This window comes from Niallia sp. FSL W8-0177 (assembly GCF_038006285.1).
GTDB classification, from domain to species: Bacteria; Bacillota; Bacilli; order Bacillales; family Cytobacillaceae; genus Niallia; species Niallia circulans_A.
Genome location: NZ_JBBOUX010000001.1, coordinates 91798 through 116603 on the forward strand (window position 1 = coordinate 91798; position 24806 = coordinate 116603).

Consider the following 24806-nt stretch of genomic DNA (forward strand, 5'->3'; position numbering starts at 1 on the left):
GCTGAATTTTAATAAACTTTGACTACAAAATAAGGAGAATAAAAACTATGAAATTAAAAGTATATACAGCCCATTCATTTGCTAAAACATTAGAAGGGGGGAATCCAGCAGGTGTTGTGCTGGATTCAGATGCTTTATCTGATGAGAATATGAAGAAGATTGCAGGCGATGTTGGTTTTAGTGAGACAGCTTTTGTCATGAAGTCAGAATCAGCAAATTTTAAAGTGAGGTTTTTCATCCCTGAAGAGGAAGTAGACCTATGTGGACATGCTACGATAGCAACATTTTATGTACTCCTGAATAAGGGGATAATTAAGCCAGGGGTATTTCTTCAAGAAACAAAGGCAGGAATTTTAAGTGTGGAAGTAAGGGAAGATTCGACCATTATGATGGAACAAAACACACCAAGGTTTTATGAAACAGTAAATGAGAAGGAAATTGCTGATTCTTTAAACATTAATCAATATGATCTGATAGATGAATTACCAATACAAATCGTTTCAACAGGTCTAAGAGATATACTTGTACCGGTGAAAAATATAAATATTGTGAATTCTATTACCCCAAATCTTAAAAAAGTATCCCAAATTTGTAATAAATATAATAGTGTTGGATATCATGTTTTCACACTTGAAACTCTGATTGGGTCTCATAGTTACTGCAGGAACTTTGCCCCTTTATACGGTATAAATGAAGAGTCTGCTACTGGTACATCCAATGGCGCCCTTGCTAGTTATCTATTTAAGTATAAAAATCCAGAAATGGGATGTGATTATTCCTATTTAATGGAACAAGGTTATTCGATGAAAAAGCCTTCAGAGATAAAAGTTGAATTAATGGTTGAAGGAAAAGAAGTAATAGATGTCAAAGTTGGTGGAAAGGTAATGAATTTATCGGAATTAATAGTGGAAATATAAATTCTAGTTAACGGATAATTGAATAAGAAAATAAACAAAGAATGATTGGATTATATTTCATATAAAATAAAGAGATCAAAATAATCTTAAGGAGCAAGGTTATTTTGATCTCTTTGTATTTAATCCATTAACTTCCCAAAGGGAATTCGCTTGTTTAAGAAATGCATAATAGGTATACCGATTGCCATGACAACAAATTCACCAATAGCTGTTGTTCTCCAAGTGATTAAGAAAGGGAATCCAAGTGCAAGATGTAATTGATAGGCAATAATAAACATATTAAAGGTAAACACAAGGGTATTAATAATCATTCGTAAAAGGTGACTTTTAATAAACTTGCTTATACCAATTGTGATTAACAAACAAATAATAGAATGAGCAACCCCAAAAGTTAAATCGTATAACTTAATGGTTGACAGGAATAAGTTTGCTAAAAATACGCCAACGACTATTCCATAAATATATTTTTTGTTAAATACAACAAGATGATTAAATAATTCCGAAACACGATATTGAATACTGCCAAAACCAATCGGCGCAATCGCAATCGTAACAGCGACATACAATGCAGCCACTAAACCGTTCATTGCAAGTGTTTTTGTTTTCATTTTTTCTCTCCCTTAGTTTTTTTACGTGGGATGGTCTCGAACCACGTTATCCAATAACTTTCACACAATAAGTTATCATATAATAGGAAGCCTATGTTCGTCAATGGAATTTTATCCCGTGATGATGGAGGGATAAGGTTGGGTGATTAGAGAGGTATCGGATTAATTGAATATTAATTAATAAAAGCGGAGAAAGTTAACAGAGAATCCGTCTCTGTAACCACAAACAAGAAGAAAAGCAACAGAGCCCAATCCCCTGCACCCCCAAAACAAAATTGTAAATCCTAAAAAAGTTTTCCCCTGACTTCTTCCTGACACATAACTCTTTTATTCTATTACTTGTAAACAGCAAGACAATGAATCAAGTAAATTCATTAAAATAGAATAGAAAGAGGTTGAAGCAAAAAATGAAGAAAAGTATAAAGAAGTGGATTATTAGTGGAGTAACAGTTTTGGTAATAGGGACGGGGATTGGGTCTTATTATTATTTTAGCAATGATAATCAAACAGAAGTAAGAGCACAGGCTAGGTCGCAAACAGCAACGGCAGAAGCTGGTGATGTTGAAATAGAGGTAAGTGGTACTGGAAGCATTGCAGCTATCAATAAAGAGACTTTCACTTCTGAAGGAAATGCAACAGTAGACGAGGTGTTAGTCGAAGTAGGGGATGAGGTAGAAGAAGGCGACGAGCTAGTAACATTCGAGAATGATACACTCGACCCAATTGTTGCAACTTTTTCTGGTGAAATTACAGCTCTAAATGTTGCAGAAGATGGCAATGTATCAATGGGAACAGAAGTTGTAACAGTTACTGATTATGACAATCTAGAAATGGTAGTTAACGTAGATGAATTAGATATTTCGAAAGTAAAGGCGGGACAAGCTGTTAATGTAAAAGTGAGTGCACTGGAAGACAAAGAGTTTACTGGAAAAGTTACGAGTGTAGCAAAAGAAGCAAACAGTGACAGTACTAGTGTCGCAAAATATGCGGTTGCGGTGAAAATAACTAAGCCCAGTGGATTGTTGGTTGGAATGACAGCAGAAGCTACTATCACAACCGATAAAGCGGAAGATGTCGTGACGGTTCCTGTAGAAGCTGTACAAAAGGAGAATGAAGAATATTATGTTCTAGTAGCAAATGGCACAACTACTAATGAAGATGGCACAAAGGAAACTGCCTCAACAAAACAAACGGTGGAAGTAGGATTACAAAATACAGAAGTTGCGGAGATTAAAAGTGGTTTAGAGGAAGGAACAACGGTAGTACTGCCAACATTTGAATCATCAAGTGATAGTGAAACACAAGGAATGTTCCCTGGTGGTGGCCAAATGCCAAATGGAGAAGGTAGAGGTCAAATGCCAAATGGTGAATTCAGAGGCCAAGGCGGCGGAATGCCTTCCGGTGGATTTGGAGGTAGAAATGAATGATAGAAAAGCATGCAATTGTCGAAATAAAAAATGTGAAAAAGGAATATACACTTGGAGGAGAGACAGTTACGGCATTGGATAATGTAAGCTTTACAGTCAATAAAGGGGATTTTATTGCTATCATTGGGCCGTCTGGTTCAGGTAAATCAACATTAATGAATATAATCGGTTGCTTGGATACACCCGATTCTGGTGAATATTACTTGGACGGGCAAAATGTTTTTTCGTTAAAAAGCAAACAGTTAGCAGAAGTGAGAAATCATAAGATCGGTTTTATTTTCCAATCCTTTAATCTGCTTACGAAACAATCTGCCTTTGAAAATGTGGAGCTGCCCTTGGTTTATCGAGGAATCGGAAGTAAGGAAAGAAAAGAAATTGCCATGCAGGCATTGAAAAAAGTAGGATTACTGGAAAGAGCGGGACATAAACCAACAGAATTATCTGGTGGACAGCAACAGCGCGTGGCCATTGCCCGTGCTCTTGCGGGGAATCCGCCAATCCTGCTTGCTGATGAGCCGACTGGAGCGTTAGACAGTAAGACAGGAGTCGAGGTAATGAATTTAATGAAAGACCTAAATAGACAAGGACATACCATAATTTTAATCACCCATGATTTAGAAATCGCTAAACAGGCTAAGCGAGTTATTCGCATTCAAGATGGTCGCCTAGCAGAGACAAAGGAGGTAGTTGTCTCTTGAAATTAGGACAAGCAATCAAGATAGCTTTTAAAAATATAGCAATGAATAAATTAAGAGCAGTGCTTACCATGCTCGGTATTATCATTGGTGTGGCAGCGGTTATTGCTTTAACCTCATTAGGAATGGGAGCCTCCAATTCTGTTTCCGATGACATTGCCGGCTTAGGAACGACAACAGTTTCTGTAAATTTATCGGGAAACTCTAGTGAGGAAGAGGTTGTCGATTATAATGAACTGATGGCATTTGCAGAATTTGACGAAGTAAAGGCTGTTTCACCAACAGTGACAACATCCAGTACACTCAGAAATGGAACGACATCAAGCTCTGGAGTTACTGTTACAGGTGTTACTACTTCTTATGAAGAGGTACAGGATATTACTTTGAAGTCAGGAAGAAATGTCATGGACATTGACTTGGATAATCGCAATAAAGTAGTGGTGTTGGGGTATAATATAGCAACCGAGTTATTCGGATTCGCAAATCCAGTCGATAAAACCGTTCAAATTGATGGAACAACATTTAAAGTAATCGGAGTACTTGCTGAAAAAGGGGAAGAGTTAACTGGATCTGTAGATGATTCTGTCCTGATTCCATTTACAACAGCACAACGCTTTATCGGTCAAACCTATGTAACTTCAGCAACAGTGCTTATGACGGATGAGGATTCAGTTGAAATGGGAATGGCAAAAATGAAGCAAGAATTATACAATCAGTTTGATGGAGATGAAACTACTTATTCTGTGCGGAATCAATCTTCTGTATCGGAGGCCCTTGATTCTGTTTCCAATACGATGACATTGTTATTAGCCGGCATAGCAAGTATTTCCTTAATCGTTGGAGGAATCGGAATTATGAATATCATGCTTGTTTCGGTTACAGAAAGAACAAGGGAAATTGGGATTAGAAAAGCAATAGGTGCTCGGAAAAAAGATATTATGCTCCAATTTTTAATTGAAGCTATTGTACTTAGTGCATTAGGCGGAATTTTAGGAGCAGCTATTGGAATCGCTAGTGCAGACATATTGTCGAGCACATTAGAGATGACTTCCCAGATTACGTGGTGGGTTGTCAGTGGTTCCGTTAGTTTCTCTGTACTAATTGGCATTATCTTTGGGATTTTTCCAGCGAACAAAGCATCTAACTTAAGTCCCCTTGAAGCATTAAGATATCAATAAGCGGAATAGATCAGCTGGATAGAAGGCTGATCTATTTTTTCTTCTGACAATAATAGGTATAATGAGTTTCATTAGGAAAAAATAAAGCATAAGGAAAAAATGATGAGAAAAATTCTAATTGTGGAAGATGAACTAGCAATTTCTATGGTTTTAGGAGCTTATTTAGAAAATGCAGGCTATGATGTAGATTATGCTTATAATGGAGAAGAGGCTTTACGGAAGCTAGAGGAAGAAACTCCTGCCCTTATTCTATTAGATATTATGATGCCATATGTAGATGGCTGGAGCGTTCTTTCGTTTATTCGTAAGAAATCGGCATGTCCTGTTATTATGCTTACAGCTTTATCAGATACAGAGCAAAAACTAAAAGGGTTTGAAAATGGAGCGGATGATTATATTACCAAGCCGTTTGTAGGGGAGGAAGTCATCGCCCGTGTCCAAGCGGTACTAAGAAGATCCTCCCATTATCAAGAAGATGAGCGAGTGAAATACTATGGCGATTTAAAAATAAATTATGTCTCCCATCAAGTTTTTCTTAATGGAATTGAGGTTCCCTTCACTCCGCGAGATCTTTCTGTCTTTCTCTTTTTAGCAAGCAATCCAAATCAAACATTTACAAGGGATCAGCTTCTGGATCATGTATGGGGAAATAACTATGATGGAAGTGATCGGGCGGTTGATCTAGCGATTAAAAGAATAAGGAAATTATTAAATGGGTGGGATCCAAAAGATGGCGAAATTAAAACATTACGCGGATTGGGCTATCAATTTTATATTCAGGAAAAACAATAAAGAAAAAACGCCTCTTCTCTATTATTGGACAAAAAGATATTTGCTGACATTATGTGGAGGACTTTTGATTATCGGGATTATTTCAATTTTGTGGATTCGCCATAATGCTTTGGAAAATCGCTTAGAATTAACAAAATTAGTTGCCCAGGAAATAGCGGAGCATGCTAATGAAATGGTAGAAGGCAGATTGAAGGATATTCGTCTGCCATTTTTGCAGGATAGACAGAAGTTTATCAATGAAGGGCAGCCACTAGATGTTTTTCTAAAAGATGCTGCCGGTAATATCCGCTCTATGAATCAGAACTTCCCACCAGATTCTCGCGAAAAACAGCAGCTAATTGAGTCTTTGCCCTTAGTCAGTGAATTAACGATTAAAAAGGTCACGCTCTGGAATAATCAAAAAGCATCAGTTGTCATAGCCCCTATTCTAAAGGATGGGACGCCAACAGGTTCAGTCTATATCATTCAGCCGCATAATCAACTGCAGCATTTAAATAAGGAAGAATATCAATTACTGGGATTGTTGCTTCTTAGTTTGGCGCTGCTAGGCTGGTTCGTTATTTATTCTTTATCTAAAAAGATGGCAAAGCCGGTTGAAGAGGTTGCCAACGCTGCTCAACAATTAATGAATGGTAACTATCACATTACATTAAATGAAGAAGTGCAGGAAAAAGAGTTATACCAATTGATGCTGTCTTTTAACGAAATGACTAAGCGCCTCTATGCATTGGAAAGTTTACGGACACAATTGCTCGCAGGAGTTACCCATGAATTAAAAACACCGATCACCTCTATCAGTGCTTTAATTCAAGCTGTCAATGACAATGTCATTCCAGAAAAGAAGAAAAGCCAATTTTTATCGATGAGTTTAAAAGAAGCTGGCAGACTGCAAAGCATGGTAGAGGATTTACTAGATTTTAATAGCTTTAGTGCTGGTTCAATTAAAGTGAATAAGGAAAAGCTGAATGTACAGGCGACTTTAAAAGAAATTATTTATCAATGGGAAATTGTCCATACGGAGTCTTTGTCCTCTGCGAAACTTACCTTTATAAATCCAGAAAAGCCGATTTTTACCATGCTTGATAGTGTTCGTTTTCAACAAATTATCGTAAATTTATTAAATAATAGCTTACATGCAATCAAGGGGAAGCAGGGTGGAAAAATAACAATCCGATTAACCCATGATGACCAGAACATCAAAATTTTAGTTGAAGATAATGGCTATGGCATACCAAAAGAAGAACAAGCTTATATTTTTGAACGATTTTATCGAGGGAAAAATAAGAAAGATATCGAGCGTGGGCTCGGCTTAGGATTGCCATATAGTCTTCTGCTCGCCAAAGCACAGGGAGGACATTTATCTTTACAAAATTCAGATGGTAGATCTACAATATTTCTATTACAATTTTCAATACTTACTTAAAAAAAGGGGGCTGTTCGGAATGACAGTTCAAGAAGAAAAATATTGCAAGGAATCATTAGTAGTAAAAACAAGCCGAATATTCCCAATTGATACAAATAACCATAATTCCTTATTTGGAGGGAAACTGATGAGTTATATAGATGATGTGGCCTCTATTTCTGCATCGAGACATTCAAGAAGCGATGTAGTCACAGCTTCAACGGACTCCGTTGATTTCCTGTTTCCTATTCGCCCGACAGATTCTGTATGTTTAGAATCCTATGTAACACATACAGGAAAATCATCGATGGAAGTTTTTGTGAAGGTAATAGCAGAAAATTTAAAAACAGGGGAAAGAAAGCTCGCTGCTACATCTTTTTTAACCTTTGTTGCATTAGATGAGAACGGCAAGCCAAGACGGGTTCCTAAAGTAATCCCCCAGTCCGAGGAAGAGACCATGCTTTATAACACAGCAGAACAACGCGTAAAAATACGTAAAGATAGAAGAGAACATAGTAAGGCATTTGCAAGTGTTATTAGTACAGATATGCCTTGGGGATAAGTTGACCCTGGTTTGGCTGATATTGGCGAGAGTTTGGCTGATAAGTCGAGGAGTTTGGCTGATAACGGGCAAGTTGGCTGATAAGTCGAGAGGTTTGGCTGATAAATCAGTAGTTTGGCTGATAAATCGAGAGTTTGGCTGATAAGTTGAAGAGTTTGGCTGATAAATCGAGAGTTTGGCTGATAAATCGGTAGTTTGGCTGATAAATCGAGAGTTTGGCTGATAACTTTGCAAGTTGGCTGATATTGGCGAGAGTTTGGCTGATAAATCGAGAGTTTGGCTGATAAATCAGTAGTTTGGCTGATAAGTCGAGGAGTTTGGCTGATAAGTCGAGAGTTTGGCTGATAAGTCGTAAAGTTTGGCTGATAAGTCGTAAAGTTTGGCTGATAAGTCGTAAAGTTTGGCTGATAAGTTGTAGAGATTGGCTGATAAGTTGTAGAGATTGGCTGATAAGTCAGTAGTTTGGCTGATAAATCGGTAGTTTGGCTGATAAATCAGTAGTTTGGCTGATAAATCGGTAGTTTGGCTGATAAATCGGTAGTTTGGCTGATAAGTCGAGAGATTGGCTGATAAGTCAGTAGTTTGGCTGATAAATCGGTAGTTTGGCTGATAAATCAGTAGTTTGGCTGATAAATCGGTAGTTTGGCTGATAAATCGGTAGTTTGGCTGATAAGTCGAGAGTTTGGCTGATAAATCAGTAGTTTGGCTGATAAATCGGTAGTTTGGCTGATAAGTCGAAAGTTTGGCTGATAAGTCGTAAAGTTTGGCTGATAAGTTGTAGAGATTGGCTGATAAGTTGTAGAGATTGGCTGATAAGTTGTAGAGATTGGCTGATAAGTCAGTAGTTTGGCTGATAAATCAGTAGTTTGGCTGATAAGTCGAGAGATTGGCTGATAAGTCGAGGAGTTTGGCTGATAAGTCGAAAGTTTGGCTGATAAGTCGAAGAGTTTGGCTGATAAGCCGTAGAGTTTGGCTGATAAGTCGAAAAGTTTGGCTGATATCAGCCAAACTCAGACCCTCTACATTCAATTTGAGTGTAGAATTCTATTAATCTCAGAAAAAATGCTAAAAAATCACTAATAAAACGATAAAATAGACAATTTGACAACGAAACTACCCCGTTTCCACCACACCCACAAAGCGAATGATCTCCACTCAACCTCCCCATATTAGAAAGTAATGCCCAATCATTTGCTATCTTTTCTCTCATCCAATCCTCAAACTAAATTAAATTTCCCCCCAACAAATGTCCAATATGCGGAACAACCAATCATTCCTAATCATTTCGAAGTACGAAGAAAAGCTTCAGAATATATTAACTTTTCAGAAAAATATACTGTTAAATTTTCTGACAATATGAAAGACACTTGTCTAGAAGAAGATTATAATCCAAACATGGAACAGGAGCAATTGGGAAAATATCCTGTCGTTTCATAGATAAAAAGACAATGATAGGGGGCATATTATGTTATCCAAAAAAGTACTTTCTTTCGCGATGACTGCAACATTAGCTTTAGGATTTATGAGTGGTTGTGCTTCAAACACAAACTCGGATTCAGGGGATTCAGGAGACAAAAAAGTAATTAAAATTGTTACACAATCACCACTTTCTGGAGGCAGCGCTACATTAGGGGAAGCAATTAAATTAGGAGCGCAGCTGGCTATTGATCAACAAAAGGATAAGTTTGCTGAATTAGGATTCGAACTTAAATTAGATGCACAGGATGATCAGGGAGATCCGAAAAAAGGGGTTGCTAATGCTAACTTAGTGGTTGCGGATAAATCTGTATTAGGGGTAGTCGGTCACTTAAACTCAGGTGTTTCCATTCCAGCATCTGAAGTTTATGAAAAAAATAATCTTGTAAGTGTATCTCCGGCAAGTACAGCCACTGACTATACGGATCGCGGTTTAAAAACAGTGAGTCGTGTTGTTGCCCGCGATGATTTCCAAGGTCCTGCTGGGGCACAATATGCCGTGGAAACTTTAGGGGCAAAGAAAATTTTTGTTGTTCAAGATAAAACAGCTTACGGTTCAGGTCTAGCAGATGCCTTTAAAGAAGCAGCGGAAGATTTAGGAGCTGAAGTTGTTGGTTATGAGGGAATTACCGTTGGTGAAAAAGACTTTAACGGTGTTTTAAACCAAGTAGCCTCTAAAAAACCTGATCTAATCTATTACGGTGGCCTTTATGCAGAAGGGGGAATTTTGGTAAAGCAAGCACGTGAAAAAGGATTAGATATTCCATTCATGGGTGGAGATGGTTTAGACTCATCTACTTTTGTTGAAATCGCAGGAGATGCTGTGAAAAATACCTTCATTACTTCCGTTGCCGGTGATACAACCCAATCAGAAGAAGGAACAAAATTTGCTGAAGATTATAAAGCAGCATTCAGCAAAAACATTGAGTCCTATTCTGCCTATGCATACGACTCTGCAGCAGTTTTACTAGCAGGCATTGAAAAAGCAATTAAAGAGAATGATAACAAATTACCAACACGTGAAGAGGTTACTAAAGCTGTGCGTGCTACACAAGATTACAAAGGGGTAGTGACAGAAGTTGGATTTGATGAGAAAGGAGATAATAAATTCGCAAAAATCTTTATTTATAAATTTGATGAAGCCAAATACCCAGCTACATTAGATGGAGAAATTAGCCAATAAACGAGTAAATAAAAAGGACATGAATATCAATCGTCCTTTTTATTTGTAAAGAACTAAAATGCCGGAAATTAATCTTAGCTATTTAGTAGATAGAAATCAGCATATATGGTGATTACGTCAATAGAATGAATCTGTTGAGTAACCGTAGCGGGAAATCTTTCATCTTATGCGGTTAAACTCTATCTACTAAAACCATTAAATCAAAAGTGTGGGGAAGAGAATGCTAACTGAAATTTTACAAACATTACCGCAAGTTTTAATTGATGGATTAACATTAGGAGCGGTGTATGCCGTTATTGCATTGGGATACACAATGGTTTATGGAATATTAGAATTGATAAATTTTGCTCATGGGGAAATATTTATGTCAGGTGCATTCATTGGCACGGCCATCTTAATTACTTTAACAAGTCTAGGATGGACTTCGATGCTGCCTGCTGTACTTTCCTTAATTGTCATGCTCCTAATTACTAGTCTCATCACAGGTTTTTTAGGAATGGGAATCGAAAGAGTCGCTTATCGTCCACTGCGAAAAGCACCAAAGTTAATTGCTCTTATCTCAGCTATTGGTATCTCCTTTTTACTACAGGATATCGTTCGTTTCATTACAGAATTATTCAAAGGGAATTACATAATTACTTCGCCTAATCTATTTTCTGACAAAATAAATATCGGATCTGTTTTCGGTTCTCATGCTGCAAGTTTTAAAAGCTCGTTTTTAGTTGTTATTATAGTAGCCGTTATTTTGATGGTAGGATTAGATTTTTTTGTTAACAAAACAAAGTGGGGCATGGCGATGAGAGCTGTGGCGCAAGATAGAGACACGGCATCTTTAATGTCTATTAATGTGAATAAGGTTATCTCTGTCACTTTCTTTGTAGGATCTGCTTTAGGCGGCGCCACTGGTGTATTATTTGCTGTTCAATATGGAACAATCGATCCGTACATTGGATTTATACTAGGACTTAAAGCTTTTACTGCCGCAGTTTTAGGCGGAATTGGCAATATACGCGGAGCGATGCTCGGCGGTATGTTAATTGGACTGATTGAAATGTTCACCGCAGCGAATCTGTCGGTTATCACAGGCGGGATTATGGGAGCAGAATATAAAGATGTTGTTGCATTTGCCATATTGATTATCGTCCTTATTTTTAAACCAGAAGGCTTATTTGGCAAAGCCGTAGCAGAGAAAGTGTAGGTGGAAAAGATGGCTAACATGATTAAAACCATCCAAACAAATAAAGTTGCCCAAATTATTCTTTTCTTTGCTTATGTATTGGTGACAACTGCTGCATTGGCTTTCTCGCAAAAATCAGTGATTGCCTTTTTACTATTATTGCTATCGCTATTACTCCTATATTATATGAATCTTGGAAATAAAATGAAGTGGGGAATTGCTTTACTTATTTTAGTGATTGTTCTCCCGATTTCAGCTAGTCAAGGGCCATCCTATCAAGCATATATGGAAGTAGCAACTATGGTAGGGATTTATGTTTGTATGGCTTTAGGGCTGAATATCGTTGTTGGTCTTGCAGGGTTGCTTGATTTAGGATTTGTTGCTTTCTTTGCTGTTGGCGCCTACACATATGGCGTGTTTGCGACAGCACAAGCGAATAACTTCATGCCCTTTGGAACATATCCATTGTCCGGAAATAGCTTTTGGTTTTTTATTATCATTGGTTTATTTGTAGCTGCTCTATTTGGGGTTTTATTAGGGATTCCAGTATTAAGAGTAAAAGGAGATTATTTGGCTATTGTTACATTAGGTTTTGGGGAAATAATCCGGATTGTATTTAATAACTTAGATAAGCCAGTAAATATCACGAATGGAGCGATGGGGCTGCCAAGTATTCAACAGCCTGAATTATTTGGTATTACTTTGTCACAGCCGAACCAATTCTATTATATTGTGCTAGTTATGTTTATTATTGTAATTTATGCTGTGACTAGAATGGAACATACAAAATTAGGCCGTTCTTGGAAGGCGGTCAGAGAAAATGAGATTGCTGCACAAGCGATGGGAATTCCCCTTGTAAAAACAAAGTTGACGGCATTTGCTATTGGGGCATCCTTTTCCGGAATGATGGGAGTTGTGTTTGCCGCAAAGCAAATGTTTGTGGATCCAACAAGTTTCACTTACTTAGAATCTACGACCATTCTTGTTATGGTCATCCTTGGAGGAATGGGAAGTGTGCCAGGTGTTATTCTAGGAGCGGCAGTTGTAACGATATTAAACTTACAGGTGCTAACCGAGTTAACGGGGTGGCTAAGCCAAGTAACCACTATTCCTGATGCCTTATCTCCAGCAAAAATGCAAAGATTTATCTTCGGTGCCCTTTTAATTATTATGACCTTATATCGTCCACAAGGATTAATACCGGCAAAAAATAAAAAGGTTAATGCCAAGAAATTAAAAGAGAGCATAGCAGAAAAGCAGGAGTCTACTATATTGCTTAAGGAGGGGCACAAATGAATATACTCGAAGTGAAAGGACTAACGAAAAAGTTTGGTGGACTTGTTGCGAATTCCAATATTGATATGTCTGTCGAGAGGAATTCCATCACAGCGGTAATAGGACCGAATGGAGCGGGAAAAACGACTTTTTTCAATATGATAACAGGGGTGTATAAACCGACATCTGGGGAAATTCTCCTTGACGGAAAAACAATTGCCGGGCTTAAGCCGCATGTCGTAGCGAAACAAGGAATTTCCAGAACCTTTCAGAATATCCGCCTTTTCAGTGATATTACCGTATTGGAAAATGTCATGGTCGGAATGCATAACCATATCAAAGGCAGCTTGGTTGGGACATTGCTTCAATTGCCAAAGGCTAAACAGGAGGAAGAGAAAGCAATGAAAGAGGCATATCGCCTATTAGAATATGTTGGGCTTGCTGATCTATTAAATGAAGCAGCGGCAAATTTATCATATGGAGCACAACGGAGATTAGAAATTGCTCGTGCTCTAGCTACAAAGCCTAGCGTTTTATTATTAGATGAGCCTGCTGCTGGTATGAACCCGAAGGAAACAAGTCTATTAACTGGTTTAATTCAAGATATGTGTAAGAAATATGATTTGACCATTATTTTAATTGAACATGATATGAAGCTGGTGATGGAAATTTCAAACCATATCATCGTATTGGATCATGGAGAAAAAATTGCAGAAGGTGGTCCGGAAGAGATACGTTCCAATCCGAAAGTAATTGAAGCCTATTTAGGAAAAGGAGCAGTATCACTTGCTTAAAGGGGGAAGCAGCATGGAAAAGATACTTGAATTAACGGATATAGAAGCTTGGTATGGAGGAATTCAGGCATTAAAAGGAATTAGTTTACATGTTGATAAAGGAGAGATCGTTACCCTCATTGGAAGTAATGGTGCTGGCAAATCGACGACTCTTAAATCTATTAGCGGGCAGGTTCCAATCAAAAAAGGCAGTATTCTTTTTAATGGAAAAGATATTGCTAATGTAGCAGCCCATAAGACAGCCGTTTTAGGGATTTCCCAAGTGCCAGAAGGAAGGCGGATTTTTCCTAAGCTATCTGTACGAGAAAATCTATTAATTGGCGCTTTTGCTGTAAAGGATAAACAATTAATGGAAGCAAGAATGCAAAAAGTATTTGAGTATTTTCCGAGATTAAAAGAAAGAGTCGAGCAAAAAGGAGGAACCATGAGTGGTGGCGAGCAGCAAATGCTGGCAATAGGGCGAGCGCTTATGATGCAGCCAGAAGTACTAATGTTGGATGAACCATCAATGGGACTTGCGCCAATTATTGTCGAGCAAATCTTTGAAATTATTAAAGAACTCAATAACCAAGGAATGACAATTTTATTAGTAGAACAGAATGCCTTTCAAGCATTGCAAATTGCCAGTAGAGGGTATGTCATTCAAACAGGAGAAATTGTATTAGAAGGAACAGGAGCAGAGTTGATTACCAATAAACAAGTGCAGGAAGCTTACTTAGCATAAGGATAGAGAAAAAGGAGAAGGCTTTTTATGAGACCTTCTCCTTTTTTATGACTGAATTAATTATTTAAGAATTTTACACATACTGGTTCTGGTGCTTCTATCTCTGATTGCAATAAAGTTAGTTTTCCAGTAACTGTATCTCTTTCAAATAAAGTAAGGGTATCTGATTGTTCATTGGATGCAAGCAAGAATTGTTCTGTTGGATCTAGAACGAAATCTCTCGGCCAGTTTCCTTCTGTTGAAGTTCTGTCAATAAAGGTTAATTGACCAGTTTCCCCATTTACTTGGAAAATCGCAATTGAATTATGACCGCGATTTCCTGCATAAACATAGTTTCCGTCTGAAGAAAGATGGATAGCACTTCCTTGGCTATTTTCCGTAAAATCAATTGGTAGTGTAGAGATGTATTGTAATTCCTCGAATGCTCCAGTTTCAGCATTAAAAGATAATGCAATGACTTCATTGCTTAATTCTGTCATGACATAAGCAAATTTGCCATTAGGATGGAAGGCAATATGTCTTGGACCACTTCCAGGTTTAACGGATAAACTGCTGACTTCTTCTAGCTTTCCATCAACAAGCTTGTACGTATCTACTCGGTCTGTTCCTAAATCAACAGAAACTGCATATTGATCATTAGGACTGAATCCAGCAAAATGCATATGGGGTTTTTCTTGACGAGCTGGATTTGGGCCTGTCCCTGAATGCTCAATGATAGATGCAGCACTGCTTAATGAGCCATCTGTATGTACCGGATAGGATTCGGCAGTTCCTTTATGATAGTTTGCAGAAAGAACAAGCGTTTTGTCTGCGTTTACACTTACATGGCAAGGAGATGCTCCTTCCGTATATTCGCTGTTAATAAGGGCAAGACTGCCATCTGAATCAATAGTGTAAGCAGAAACGCCGCCTAAAGAGCCTTCTTTACCGACTGCGAATAAATGTTGATTATCGTTTGTAACCGTTAAATAGGTAGGGTTTTCAATTTCAGCCACTAGAGAAACATATGTGATTTTTTTTGCGTCTGTGTCTAATACAAATGAATAAATACCTTTACTAGTCTTTTTTGTATATGTGCCAATGTAGCCAGTGAATTTTGTCATAAACAGATCTCCTTTAACATTTTTACAAAATTAATACTATTTATTAATTATAGCACGAGCCTAATCAAAACGTACAAATTAGAGTCTGCCTATTTAAATAAAAGTATTAGTTAATTCTATTTTCCCGAAATTGCTTACTTGAAACAAGAGGGAATTTTCAGCTACTTTAAAGGGGAATATTGGAAGAATGAATGCGTTTTGTCGAATTTTTCCTGGATAATAGGAATGTAATAATCTTGTTTTTCCAATATCAGAGGAAACATAACGCTTCTACCGATGAGGGTGGTTTTATCTTATTTTAATTAATAATTATGTTAATTAAGGTGAGGTGAAAAACACTTATCGTTTATTTTTGTAATTTAAAAATAGTACTTATTAGGGGAGATAAACATAGGGTAGTAAGTAGATTAGCATCTTTAAATCTATGAAGTTTCTCTAAAATGCGACTTTTTATATTGTTTAAGAAGTGGGGATATAGTAAGCTAATGGAGAGTAGTGTAAGCTGGAAGCTAAGAAAGGAGTGGGAATATAATTAATAAAAAAGTTAATTTAATGTGGTTAATTAAATGTTAGTATCATCGAAAGGCATCCATATTGTACCCCATTTTACATAAAAAATTTGAACGTTCACTTTGGTTCTGTACACCACGAGACTTCCTATCAAAAAATGTAGATAAGATGGGATTTATTATGGATAGAAATGTATGCGTTTACAAACTAACGCAGTGAAGGGGAGAATGAAACGGTGAAGTGTGTGATAAAAAAATGGCTATTTTTTTTGTTGGTCATAATCGTACTATTTCCATGGCCTTATGTAAAGGAGAAACAGGTAAAGGCAGAAGGCTCTCAAGATGATTCGATCGAATTTCAGCATGTTTCCGTTCACGACCCGTCCATCATTAAAGGGGATAATGGCTCTTATTATGTTTTTGGATCACATATAGCAGCAGCCAAATCAACGGACTTAATGAATTGGACTTCTCTGGTGACAAGTGAATATCAAACGCCAGAAAATAATCCAATCTATGGGAATTTGTCTGAAAATCTTGCAGAGTCTTTTAAATGGGCAGGGGAAAATGATGCAGATAGCACTGGGGGCTATTCTGTATGGGCTCCTGATATTTTTTGGAATAAAGATTATGCTTGGGATGATGGTTCAAAGGGAGCTTATATGTTGTATTATAGTGTCTCTTCTACCTATATTCGTTCAGCGATAGGCATTGCTGTATCGAAAAATATAGAGGGACCTTATGATTATAGGGATACTATTATATATTCTGGTTTTACCAATTATGAAACGACTGATAATAAGAGTGTGATTAATAAACATTGGGAAAATACGAATATCGCAGAGTTGATTGCAGACGGTACTTTAGATAATGTAAATCCAGATTGGTTTACAAGTGAGGGAAATTATAATAACGCCCTTTATACGAATGCGATTGATGCAAATATTCCCTATGATGAGAATGGAGATTTATGGATGACATATGGTTCCTGGTCAGGTGGAACGTTTATTTTGCCGCTAGATAAGAAAACTGGTGTACCCATTTATCCTAGAAAGGATGGAAAAACCTCGGATGGCAGAATAGTTGATCGATATTTCGGTACGAAGATTGCTGGAGGATATGGAAGATCTGGGGAAGGAACATATGCTGTCTACGATAAGGAAACAGGGTATTACTATCTTTACATTACGTACGGTGGATTAGCTTCTGACGGTGGTTATCAAATGAGGCAGTTCAGATCAAAAAAGATTGATGGACCGTATGAAGACGCATCTGGCAATGCTGCTGTTTTTCCAGAAAGCTTTAATTTAGGTCCAGGAAATTTCCCGAGCAATGATGATCATAAAGAAATTGGGAATAAAATGATGGGAAATTTCTTGTTTAAAAGAGATTTTGGAGAAGATGGCAGTGGGATAGGAACAGGCTATATGTCACCAGGACATAATTCTTTTTTGATAGAAGAAGAACTTGGCAAAGAGTTTATTGTGACACATGCTCGATTCCCTCAACAAGGAGAACTGCATCAAGTGCGTGTCCATCAAACCTTTAAAAACAAGGAGAAATGGCCAGTGCCAACTCCATTTCAATATGCGGGTGAAACAATAGAGACTGTGTCTGAGAAAGATATTGTTGGTGATTATAAGTATATCAATCACGGCAAAGAAATTACGGGGAAATTAACAGAATCGCAATGGATTAAATTAAATGCAGATAAGACAGTTTCCGGTGCTGTAAGTGGGACATGGAAGCTATACGATGATTACAGAGTGGAAGTTGAGATAGAAGGGCAAATATATGATGGCGTATTTATTCGTCAATATGATCCTGCGACCGCGAAATGGGTGATGACCTTTAGTGCCATGTCTGGTGAAGGAGTGGTAATTTGGGGGAGTCGTGGGGATAGTAAATCAAACCAAGAAGTGGTAGCAAGTGTGAAAGCGGAACTAATTAAGGCCATTCCGACCGAGGTAATCAAGGATATCTCCTTGCCAACTCAAGCAGCACAAGGTACAGCCATTGTCTGGGTATCTTCACAGCCAGAAATCATTTCCAATGATGGGATTGTAACAAGACCGCCATTTGGTTCTGAAAATGCTGATGTAAAATTAACAGCAACTATTACTTTAGGGGATGCGAAAGAATCATTGTCTGTAATGGTTCATGTATTAGCAGAAGAGGAAGGGAGATTAACTGCCTATTATGACTTTAATGATGGGTTTGCAGATCGATCTGGTAATCAAGCCGATGCAATAGTAACAGGTGATCGCATTCACAATACAGGCGGGGAAGTTACGTTTGCAAAGGGTATTGCAGGGAATGCTGCTAAATTTAACGGAGAATCTGGACTTAAATTGGCAGATGGTTTAATTGCAAGTAATAAGTATTCCCTATCACTTTGGATAAAACCGGAAGAAATCACGGAATTTACAACGACTTTCTTCGGTGCGAGAACAGAGAATAATTGGATTAGTCTTGTGCCGAATGCACAGAATGTGACAAAGGTATGGTCCCATAATGGTGACCAATGGTATGATGCGGTATCTGACTCTATAATCCCCAAAAATGAATGGACACATTTCGGATTTACGGTAAATGAAGGAGAGGCAAAGGTTTACATTAATGGAGAGGAAAAATTTTCTGATGGGAATTTTCCAGATGTCTTTACAACCGTTAATGCCCAATTTAGTTTAGGTGTAAACTATTGGGACATGCCCTTTAAAGGTTTAATGGATGAAGTACGCGTATATGATGGACTTGTTCTTACAGAAACAGAAATCCAATCACTTTTTGAAAATCCAGTAGTAGAAGAGCCAGGAGCAGAAGAGCCAGGAGCAGAAGAGCCAGGAACAGAAGAGCCGGGAGCAGAAGAGCCAGGAGCAGAAGAGCCGGGAACAGAAAAGCCAGGAACAGAAGAGACGGGAGCAGATAAGTCAGGAGCAGAAAAGCCGGGAACAGATAAGCCAAGTGCTGAAAATCCGCAGACTGACAACACAGGGAAAGCATTACCGAACACTGCAACAAACGAATATAATTGGATAATCGGAGGATTATTCCTATTGGCTGCGGGCTTAAGTATATCCTTAGTTAAACGAAAACGGGCCATGAAAGTGAAATAAATCATGATGGACCACTTAATTTCTGCAGTGATTAAGTGGTTCTTCGTTTTTAGAATGGTAGATGGGGAAATAAAATACTCTTTCAGCATTATTTCTAGTGAAAAAACTAAAACAAATTAGGTATAAGAACAGGGAAGCCTTTTGATGTTTTTTTTCAGAAAATAATCACAATAGTGACTGTGGAAAAACGGAGAGGTTATCAACTTAATTACTAACAAGATAAATCCTGAAAATAAAGTATTCCACAGGGTTATCCACATTATCAACAGAATTAGGTTTTGGTTATCCACAAAAATGTAAGGGTTTTAAAAAAAGTGGTAGAGAAAGAGAATGAGATGAATCATCTCTTCCTCTAAACGGTTATTTAGTATCTTTTCTATTAGCTGCTCGATCAGCCATTTTGAATTCATGTTGATAGGTTACGGCTTGCATGCTAGATAGTGTGTGTTTTGTTTTTTGCTTTTTCTTCCCTTCCATATCACAACAATCCTTTCCATTTTTTCTACTATGTTCTTTATTCTTCCCTAGTTATATAAAATAGATTCAAAATGCGAAGGTAAATTAATTGAGAGGCAAAAGTATGTCTTTCCACCTTTTATGTGCTACATTTGAAATAGATAAAGTTCGCATTAGATGATTTAGAGAAGGCGAAAAATAGATAATGTGGTGATTGGAATGATTATAAGCAAAATAACAAGACAGAAGGAATTGAATGACCGTTATAATATTTTTACCCTGAAACAGGGAAAAGATGTGTATGCATTTAGCGTCGATGAAACAGTCCTAATTAAATATAAGCTGCGAAAAGGGATGGAGCTAGATTCGCTCTTATTAAATGAAATCCAATATACAGATGAAATAAGAAAAGGATATCATATGGCCGTTCGGTATTTGTCTAAGGTAAAAAGAACGGAAATGGAAGTAAGGAAGCATCTTTCCGCTAAAATGGAAAATGATGCATTGATAGCAGAGGTAATGACAAAATTAAAGGAAATGAAATTCATCGATGATGAAGATTACGCTTTTTCCTATGTTCGCACTCAACGGAATACGACAACCAAAGGAGCAGAAACGATTAAACGAGAATTAAGGGAAAAAGGGATCCAGCGGGAATTAATCGAACGTTCGATGGAGGAGCTTTCCTATGAGGACCAAATGCAAGCAGCGAAGAAAATTGTTGCGAAGTTTTTGGCTGGCAAGAAAAAGGATTCTAAGAAGATTATCATCCAGAAATTAGAGCAGACTCTTGTTAGAAAGGGATATACCTCTGATATTATCCAACAAGTAAAAAGGATGCCGGAGATTGTGGAAATGGATACAGATGAATTAGAAACCGTTCGTATCCATGGGGAGAAGGCAAGAAGAAAATTTGCCAAGTTCACTGGATATGAATTCAAGCAAAAAATGAAGCAGTTCTTATACCGTAAAGGATTCTCTATGGATCTTATCGAACAGTATTTAGACGAAATAGAAAATGAAGACTAATTAGTTATCAGTGTAGTGTTAACAACAAACTTTATTAGAAATGAAAGCTAATTTTTTGCCGATTCTGAGGATTTTTATTAAACTAGTTGGTAGTGGAGGGGAATATAAATGCTGACAAAAAGATATAGCATGATGACAGAACATGAGCTCCGTATGGAAATATCCACTTTAAATGATCAAGCAAAAAAAGCTGAGCAGCTTGGTATGGTTAATGAATATGCTGTTTTAGAAAGAAAAGCAGTTCTTGCCAAATCGTATTTATTAAATCCTAAAGATTATAAAGCTAATGAAATATATGAAATAGAAGGCGATCCAGGAGTTCTTTTTCAAATCGATTATATGAACGGCGTTTTTGCGTGGGGAAAGCGACAAGTAGATGGAAGCCAAGAAGAGGGGATTCCAATCGCATTATTAAAGAAGAAAGCATAAGGAAAAGAGTGGAGGGACCAAAAGATGGTCTCTCCCTCTTTCCTACAGAATAAAGAACTGTTTATTTTTTTGGTTTGCGATGTGAGGAAGCATGCATTCTCTCTTGAGGATGTGTATTGATTGTGCCATTGGCTCTTTTCGAAGCGTATTCTGTTTTTGCTCTCGGTTCTCCCTCAAGCTTAACATCATTTGTATTATCTACATTTCCCATCGTCATACCTCCAAAGAATCAACTAAGTCAAAGGTAATAAACTTCAACTTTGTTTATTACAATGGATAGTATTTGTTAATCACCTGCAATCTATTAGTAAATACAAAAAAAGAAAGAAGGAATAAAATAATGCATGAAGCACAGAAGAAATTAGTGGAGCGGCTGTTGGAGCTTAATTCGTTTATTTCAGTAGGCCAAGCACAAACATGGGTGGAATTATTATGGGAAGATTTTGAGTCAACCTATGCTAAAGCGGGTCGTAAATATCAAGGAGAAGAAGTAACGGAACGAGTTGTTAGTCAGTGGATTGAGAACTACGGTGGAAAGCTTCATGAATTTGTAGCAGAAAACCCAAAATATAAAGAATTCCTTGCAGATGATAAAAAGAAATTGCATTAAAAGAGAGGCTGGGACATAACTAGCCTCTAATAAAGAGAAAGGTGAATTTGAGTCCACTCAAATTCACCTTTCTCTATTTTTTCGTGTTAATTCTTCTATTATTTTAGTTAATGGCAGTGAATTTTCTTAAATTCACTGCCATTAACGCGAGGCCCATTTCGTTTTCCACCTTCGATTTTCCTCGTACAGAAAATCGAGTGAAACGCAAATTAGCCTTCAAGAATCCAAAAACTGGTTCCACATCGGTTTTGCGTTTTCGATAGATGGCACTCGTTTTCTCTTCTGAAAGCTTCGCTCTCACATATTCTTTTTGCTGTTCCCATTTTTTGTTCACCATTAGTTTTCGATTGTTTCCTTCTTTTGCCTTGGTACATGATGAGCGGAATGGGCATCCTGAACAGTCTTCGCACTCGTAGATTTTGAAACTCCTTTGGAAACCTGTAGCGTCCGTTCGGACAGAATGATATTGAAATTCTAAACGCTTCTGATTAGGGCACATATATGTATCGGTTTCTTGATCATATTCCCAGTTATCAGGATTAAATGTATTTTGTTTGTACTTTTTCTTTTGTTCCTTCAAAAACATGTTATATGTTATCAGTGCTTCTCGGTTTCTGTTTGAGAGAATATCACTAAAGTTTTGTTCACTACCATAACCTGCATCTGCAACAATATGTTTCGGTAACTCGAAATAATGTTGCTCTATCTCATCTAAAAATGGAATTAACGTACGTGTATCTGTGGGATTTGGAAATAAACTATAAGCAAGCGCATATTGACCTTCCGTTGCGATTTGTACATTGTAACCAGCTTTCAATTGCCCGTTTTTCATATAATCATCTTTCATTCGCATAAATGTCGCATCTAGATCTGTTTTAGAATAGCTATTACGTGGTCCAAAGATTTTAAAATCCTGTTGGTACTTCCGTTTTCTCAAGACAAAATCAATCAACTGTTTACGCACTTGTTTCGGGTATTTTCGTTCACTTCGTAAGGCTTTTCGTTCAGTAACGTCTGAAGATTCTTCCATTTGTTTATCATATTCGGTCACTACTTCGTCTACTTTTTGAACCATTTGAGTGAGCTCTCCAAATGATAGCTGTTCATCACTTTCCCGTTCCATTTGGGGTATGATTTCGTTCTCAAGCAACTCATTGTACAACTGGTTTGACTTATCAATTAAACTCTGATGAAATTTCTCAATCGCTTTCTTCCAGACAAACGTAAATTTATTCGCATTCGCTTCAATCTTTGTGCCATCGATAAATATCGCTTCTTGATCGATCAGTTTTTCTTCGATCAATTGGCAGCGAAATTGGATGAAACATTGACGAATTAAATCTTTTACTTCTGGTTGAACGCGAAATCGGTTAATTGTACGATAGCTTGGTTCATACCCTTGAGCTAACCACATCATACGGATACTGTCTTTTAATAGGGCCTCCATTTTACGCCCCGAAAAGACAGATTGAGTGTAGGCACATAGAATAATTTTAAGCATCATGCGTGGATGATAAGCAGGACAACCTTCGTTTCGAAGAAATGGTTCAAACGCTTCTTGAGGAATACTTTCCACTAAATGATGGACATGGAAGGCAATATCATTATTTTGTAACTTTACTTCTAAATCTAGAGGCAAAACGATTTGATTCATGGTATAATCTTTAAACATAAGGACACTTCTTTCTGATTAGATTTGGTATGGTAACTTAATTTTATCAGAAGTTGTCCTTATTTTTTATTGTAAAAATAAGCAAAACGGTGAAATTTTACTTGTCGTAAAATTTCACCGTTTTTTTCGTCTTAGAGGTGGGTTTTGTCCCAGCCTCATTTCCTACGATTAGTCAAGTAGTTATAAAAAAATATTTGAACTTGATAGTACTATTTTTGAGCATGACAAATAACCTCAGCTATTCTATTAAATTTTTCAAACTGAGGTATTGTGTGGTATACTTTTTATGTGTTATTGGTCCTTAGAGACCGTGTACGAGTATTCGTACTTTGTATTGTTCCTGACCATGGAATAGATACATTTCAATAGCTTGTTCATGCAAGCTACAGTGGCAACCCTGTCCTTTTTGGCCTGAGGTTGCTTTTTTAATTTATAATAATAATCCACAATATGATTGGGGGCAGCTTTTTGTTGGCGTATCATGTTCTTAACGATAAGATATAAGACTTTTCGTCCTTTTGGATTTCCACGTTTATTGATATGGTCTTGACCTGCATATTTACCAGATTGATACCTTCTAATATCTATGCCGATAAAGGCGTTCACTTTTTTATGATTAGAAAAGCGTGACAGATCGCCTATCTCACCAATAAGGAGTGCTGCGCTAATCTCCCCAATGCCAGGGAAGCTAGTAAATAACTGGAATTCCGAAAGTTGTCGGGCCTTCACAATTAATTGTTCGGAAACCATTTTTTTCTCCTCTAATAGATGAAGAAGTTGTCGTGCATAATATTGAACTTTTTGAGTTGGAACACTATCTGGTGAAACAGCTGGATAAGATTCTTGCGCGTATTCAATGATCAACTTCGCCTTCTCCATAGCTCGATTTTCTGATATCTTCTTATGCGTAGTTTTCATCAATAAATTTTTAATCTTGGTTCTACTTGTCTGTAATACTAATTCAGGATGTGGAAATAACTCTATTAGTGTTAAAGCATAAGGTGTTACTCTACTGGAAAAGAATCGTTCAAGCTCCGGAAAGCTTACTTGAAGTGCATGGTGCAAGTACATCCGAGTATGTTTTATTTGTCCTTCTATTTCTTGATAAAAGCGCGAAAGATCACGAAGTTCTGTATAAATTTCAGGTTGTTGTACTTTTTCTGATCGATCCACAAATGGATGAATTTGTGCTAATTTATGGGCATCATGTTTGTCTGTTTTCCAGCTTCTGAGTGTTCCCTGTTCTAGTTGTTTCTTGGCTTCCAGAGGATTTAATAAGAAATAGGTTAAATTGTTTTTCTGACAAAAGGTCTCCACTGGCTTCGAATATATACCAGTTGATTCGAAAACAATTTTAGGTTCTTCTGGAAGGCTATGAATCTCTTCCAGTAATGCTTGAAACCCAAACTTATTGTGAAGTATTTCCCCTTCTGAAAGACATGTTTGACCGTCATATAAGACTTTGTAACTTTTCCCCATAGAAATATCTAAAGCAATAATTAATTCCAATGTTTTTCCTCTCTCTTCTTTATCATTTTGAAAGATCTTCACTTTTTCATTTCGATTCCAATTTCCTATACACGAGCTCCTTGGCCCCAACATACTTAAAGCTGATTCAAAAATGAAAGTGAAGAAGCTCCGTTTATCATTCGGATTCGAGATCCCTGAGGCT

Annotated in this window: 22 protein-coding genes, 1 pseudogene and 1 riboswitch; of the genes and pseudogenes, 16 read left to right on the forward strand and 7 right to left on the reverse strand. The window is 37.3% G+C overall.

Translation table 11 applies throughout. The features are described 5' to 3' along the window. The first annotated feature begins 47 nt into the window (after positions 1 to 47). A complete protein-coding gene (locus NST77_RS00410; RefSeq protein WP_341122629.1) occupies positions 48 to 917 on the forward strand; it encodes a PhzF family phenazine biosynthesis protein in 870 nt (289 codons plus the stop codon). A gap of 119 nt (positions 918 to 1036) precedes the next feature. Here NST77_RS00410 and NST77_RS00415 read toward each other — a convergent pair whose 3' ends face one another. After that, a complete protein-coding gene (locus NST77_RS00415) occupies positions 1037 to 1525 on the reverse strand; it encodes a QueT transporter family protein (protein ID WP_341122630.1) in 489 nt (162 codons plus the stop codon). A gap of 6 nt (positions 1526 to 1531) precedes the next feature. After that, a riboswitch (PreQ1 riboswitch) is annotated at positions 1532 to 1576 on the reverse strand. Positions 1577 to 1932: 356 nt separating this feature from the next. On the opposite strand from NST77_RS00415, the gene NST77_RS00420 reads away from it, so the two are divergent. The 6 genes from NST77_RS00420 to NST77_RS00445 all read left to right on the forward strand — a co-directional run bounded on the left by NST77_RS00420 (position 1933) and on the right by NST77_RS00445 (position 7581). Then, positions 1933 to 2952, forward strand: coding sequence for an efflux RND transporter periplasmic adaptor subunit (locus tag NST77_RS00420; protein WP_095330953.1), 1020 nt, complete (start codon positions 1933 to 1935; stop codon positions 2950 to 2952). Then, positions 2949 to 3650, forward strand: a complete 702-nt coding sequence (locus tag NST77_RS00425; RefSeq protein ID WP_217279705.1) for an ABC transporter ATP-binding protein — start codon at positions 2949 to 2951, stop codon at positions 3648 to 3650. The genes NST77_RS00420 and NST77_RS00425 overlap by 4 nt, the downstream gene beginning before the upstream one ends. Beyond that, entirely contained in the window at positions 3647 to 4825 is a 1179-nt protein-coding gene (locus tag NST77_RS00430) for an ABC transporter permease (RefSeq protein WP_095330957.1), read from the forward strand. Before NST77_RS00425 ends, NST77_RS00430 begins: the two co-directional genes overlap by 4 nt. Before the next feature lie 102 nt (positions 4826 to 4927). Then, positions 4928 to 5617: a response regulator transcription factor gene (locus NST77_RS00435; RefSeq protein ID WP_341122631.1), complete on the forward strand. Its 690-nt coding sequence runs from the start codon at positions 4928 to 4930 to the stop codon at positions 5615 to 5617. Further along, positions 5556 to 7040: a HAMP domain-containing sensor histidine kinase gene (locus NST77_RS00440; RefSeq protein WP_341122632.1), complete on the forward strand. Its 1485-nt coding sequence runs from the start codon at positions 5556 to 5558 to the stop codon at positions 7038 to 7040. Before NST77_RS00435 ends, NST77_RS00440 begins: the two co-directional genes overlap by 62 nt. A 19-nt stretch (positions 7041 to 7059) precedes the next feature. Further along, positions 7060 to 7581 (forward strand): acyl-CoA thioesterase, encoded by a 522-nt coding sequence (locus NST77_RS00445; RefSeq protein WP_047944652.1) that lies wholly within the window; start codon positions 7060 to 7062, stop codon positions 7579 to 7581. An 858-nt stretch (positions 7582 to 8439) separates the two neighbouring features. Here the strand turns inward: NST77_RS00445 and NST77_RS00450 are convergent. Continuing rightward, positions 8440 to 8589: a hypothetical protein gene (locus NST77_RS00450; protein WP_341122633.1), complete on the reverse strand. Its 150-nt coding sequence runs from the start codon at positions 8587 to 8589 to the stop codon at positions 8440 to 8442. A 457-nt stretch (positions 8590 to 9046) separates the two neighbouring features. Between NST77_RS00450 and NST77_RS00455 the strand changes: the two genes are divergently transcribed. From NST77_RS00455 to NST77_RS00475, 5 genes are all read left to right on the forward strand, one after another. Next, positions 9047 to 10240: a branched-chain amino acid ABC transporter substrate-binding protein gene (locus tag NST77_RS00455; RefSeq protein ID WP_095330967.1), complete on the forward strand. Its 1194-nt coding sequence runs from the start codon at positions 9047 to 9049 to the stop codon at positions 10238 to 10240. Positions 10241 to 10460: 220 nt separating this feature from the next. Further along, positions 10461 to 11438, forward strand: a complete 978-nt coding sequence (locus NST77_RS00460; protein ID WP_047944649.1) for a branched-chain amino acid ABC transporter permease — start codon at positions 10461 to 10463, stop codon at positions 11436 to 11438. A gap of 9 nt (positions 11439 to 11447) precedes the next feature. Further along, positions 11448 to 12713 carry a branched-chain amino acid ABC transporter permease gene (locus NST77_RS00465; protein ID WP_095330969.1) on the forward strand — a complete coding sequence of 422 codons (1266 nt, stop codon included), beginning with the start codon at positions 11448 to 11450 and terminating at the stop codon, positions 12711 to 12713. Beyond that, the gene (locus tag NST77_RS00470; protein ID WP_047944647.1) at positions 12710 to 13486 is read left to right on the forward strand and encodes an ABC transporter ATP-binding protein; all 777 of its coding nucleotides are present in this window, start codon (positions 12710 to 12712) and stop codon (positions 13484 to 13486) included. Before NST77_RS00465 ends, NST77_RS00470 begins: the two co-directional genes overlap by 4 nt. Positions 13487 to 13499: 13 nt before the next feature. Then, the gene (locus tag NST77_RS00475; RefSeq protein WP_095330971.1) at positions 13500 to 14210 is read left to right on the forward strand and encodes an ABC transporter ATP-binding protein; all 711 of its coding nucleotides are present in this window, start codon (positions 13500 to 13502) and stop codon (positions 14208 to 14210) included. Positions 14211 to 14266: 56 nt separating this feature from the next. Here NST77_RS00475 and NST77_RS00480 read toward each other — a convergent pair whose 3' ends face one another. Then, on the reverse strand, positions 14267 to 15313 hold the full coding sequence (locus tag NST77_RS00480) for a lactonase family protein (protein WP_095330973.1): 1047 nt from the start codon (positions 15311 to 15313) through the stop codon (positions 14267 to 14269). 745 nt (positions 15314 to 16058) lie between these two features. Here NST77_RS00480 and NST77_RS00485 point away from each other — a divergent pair. After that, positions 16059 to 18938: a lipocalin-like domain-containing protein gene (locus tag NST77_RS00485; RefSeq protein ID WP_341122634.1), complete on the forward strand. Its 2880-nt coding sequence runs from the start codon at positions 16059 to 16061 to the stop codon at positions 18936 to 18938. Between the two features lie 360 nt (positions 18939 to 19298). On the opposite strand, the gene NST77_RS00490 is transcribed toward NST77_RS00485, so the two are convergent. Beyond that, positions 19299 to 19415, reverse strand: coding sequence for a YfhE family protein (locus tag NST77_RS00490; RefSeq protein WP_341122635.1), 117 nt, complete (start codon positions 19413 to 19415; stop codon positions 19299 to 19301). A gap of 198 nt (positions 19416 to 19613) precedes the next feature. On the opposite strand from NST77_RS00490, the gene recX reads away from it, so the two are divergent. Together recX and NST77_RS00500 are read left to right on the forward strand one after the other, a co-directional pair. After that, positions 19614 to 20423 (forward strand): recombination regulator RecX, encoded by an 810-nt coding sequence (gene recX, locus NST77_RS00495; protein ID WP_095330977.1) that lies wholly within the window; start codon positions 19614 to 19616, stop codon positions 20421 to 20423. 108 nt (positions 20424 to 20531) lie between these two features. After that, positions 20532 to 20852: a YfhH family protein gene (locus NST77_RS00500; protein WP_047944926.1), complete on the forward strand. Its 321-nt coding sequence runs from the start codon at positions 20532 to 20534 to the stop codon at positions 20850 to 20852. A gap of 61 nt (positions 20853 to 20913) precedes the next feature. Here NST77_RS00500 and NST77_RS00505 read toward each other — a convergent pair whose 3' ends face one another. After that, entirely contained in the window at positions 20914 to 21063 is a 150-nt protein-coding gene (locus tag NST77_RS00505) for a small, acid-soluble spore protein K (RefSeq protein ID WP_047944925.1), read from the reverse strand. Positions 21064 to 21192: 129 nt separating this feature from the next. Here NST77_RS00505 and NST77_RS00510 point away from each other — a divergent pair, with 129 nt between their 5' ends. Next, on the forward strand, positions 21193 to 21462 hold the full coding sequence (locus NST77_RS00510; RefSeq protein ID WP_095330981.1) for a YfhJ family protein: 270 nt from the start codon (positions 21193 to 21195) through the stop codon (positions 21460 to 21462). A gap of 112 nt (positions 21463 to 21574) precedes the next feature. Here NST77_RS00510 and NST77_RS00515 read toward each other — a convergent pair. Further along, positions 21575 to 23134, reverse strand: a pseudogene (locus NST77_RS00515) (IS1182 family transposase); the annotation flags it as partial. Between the two features lie 291 nt (positions 23135 to 23425). Then, the gene (locus tag NST77_RS00520; protein ID WP_341122637.1) at positions 23426 to 24685 is read right to left on the reverse strand and encodes an IS110 family transposase; all 1260 of its coding nucleotides are present in this window, start codon (positions 24683 to 24685) and stop codon (positions 23426 to 23428) included. Positions 24686 to 24806 lie beyond the last annotated feature (121 nt).

Coding starts and splice junctions, on each gene's coding strand:
- NST77_RS00460 (WP_047944649.1), top strand. CDS start 10,461: ATGCTAACTGAAATTTTACAAACATTACCGCAAGTTTTAATTGATGGA.
- NST77_RS00445 (WP_047944652.1), top strand. CDS start 7,060: ATGACAGTTCAAGAAGAAAAATATTGCAAGGAATCATTAGTAGTAAAA.
- NST77_RS00410 (WP_341122629.1), top strand. CDS start 48: ATGAAATTAAAAGTATATACAGCCCATTCATTTGCTAAAACATTAGAA.
- NST77_RS00440 (WP_341122632.1), top strand. CDS start 5,556: ATGGCGAAATTAAAACATTACGCGGATTGGGCTATCAATTTTATATTC.
- NST77_RS00465 (WP_095330969.1), top strand. CDS start 11,448: ATGGCTAACATGATTAAAACCATCCAAACAAATAAAGTTGCCCAAATT.
- NST77_RS00480 (WP_095330973.1), bottom strand. CDS start 15,313: ATGACAAAATTCACTGGCTACATTGGCACATATACAAAAAAGACTAGT.
- NST77_RS00490 (WP_341122635.1), bottom strand. CDS start 19,415: ATGGAAGGGAAGAAAAAGCAAAAAACAAAACACACACTATCTAGCATG.
- NST77_RS00500 (WP_047944926.1), top strand. CDS start 20,532: ATGCTGACAAAAAGATATAGCATGATGACAGAACATGAGCTCCGTATG.
- NST77_RS00455 (WP_095330967.1), top strand. CDS start 9,047: ATGTTATCCAAAAAAGTACTTTCTTTCGCGATGACTGCAACATTAGCT.
- NST77_RS00415 (WP_341122630.1), bottom strand. CDS start 1,525: ATGAAAACAAAAACACTTGCAATGAACGGTTTAGTGGCTGCATTGTAT.
- NST77_RS00420 (WP_095330953.1), top strand. CDS start 1,933: ATGAAGAAAAGTATAAAGAAGTGGATTATTAGTGGAGTAACAGTTTTG.
- NST77_RS00475 (WP_095330971.1), top strand. CDS start 13,500: ATGGAAAAGATACTTGAATTAACGGATATAGAAGCTTGGTATGGAGGA.
- NST77_RS00470 (WP_047944647.1), top strand. CDS start 12,710: ATGAATATACTCGAAGTGAAAGGACTAACGAAAAAGTTTGGTGGACTT.
- recX (WP_095330977.1), top strand. CDS start 19,614: ATGATTATAAGCAAAATAACAAGACAGAAGGAATTGAATGACCGTTAT.
- NST77_RS00435 (WP_341122631.1), top strand. CDS start 4,928: ATGAGAAAAATTCTAATTGTGGAAGATGAACTAGCAATTTCTATGGTT.
- NST77_RS00510 (WP_095330981.1), top strand. CDS start 21,193: ATGCATGAAGCACAGAAGAAATTAGTGGAGCGGCTGTTGGAGCTTAAT.
- NST77_RS00425 (WP_217279705.1), top strand. CDS start 2,949: ATGATAGAAAAGCATGCAATTGTCGAAATAAAAAATGTGAAAAAGGAA.
- NST77_RS00505 (WP_047944925.1), bottom strand. CDS start 21,063: ATGGGAAATGTAGATAATACAAATGATGTTAAGCTTGAGGGAGAACCG.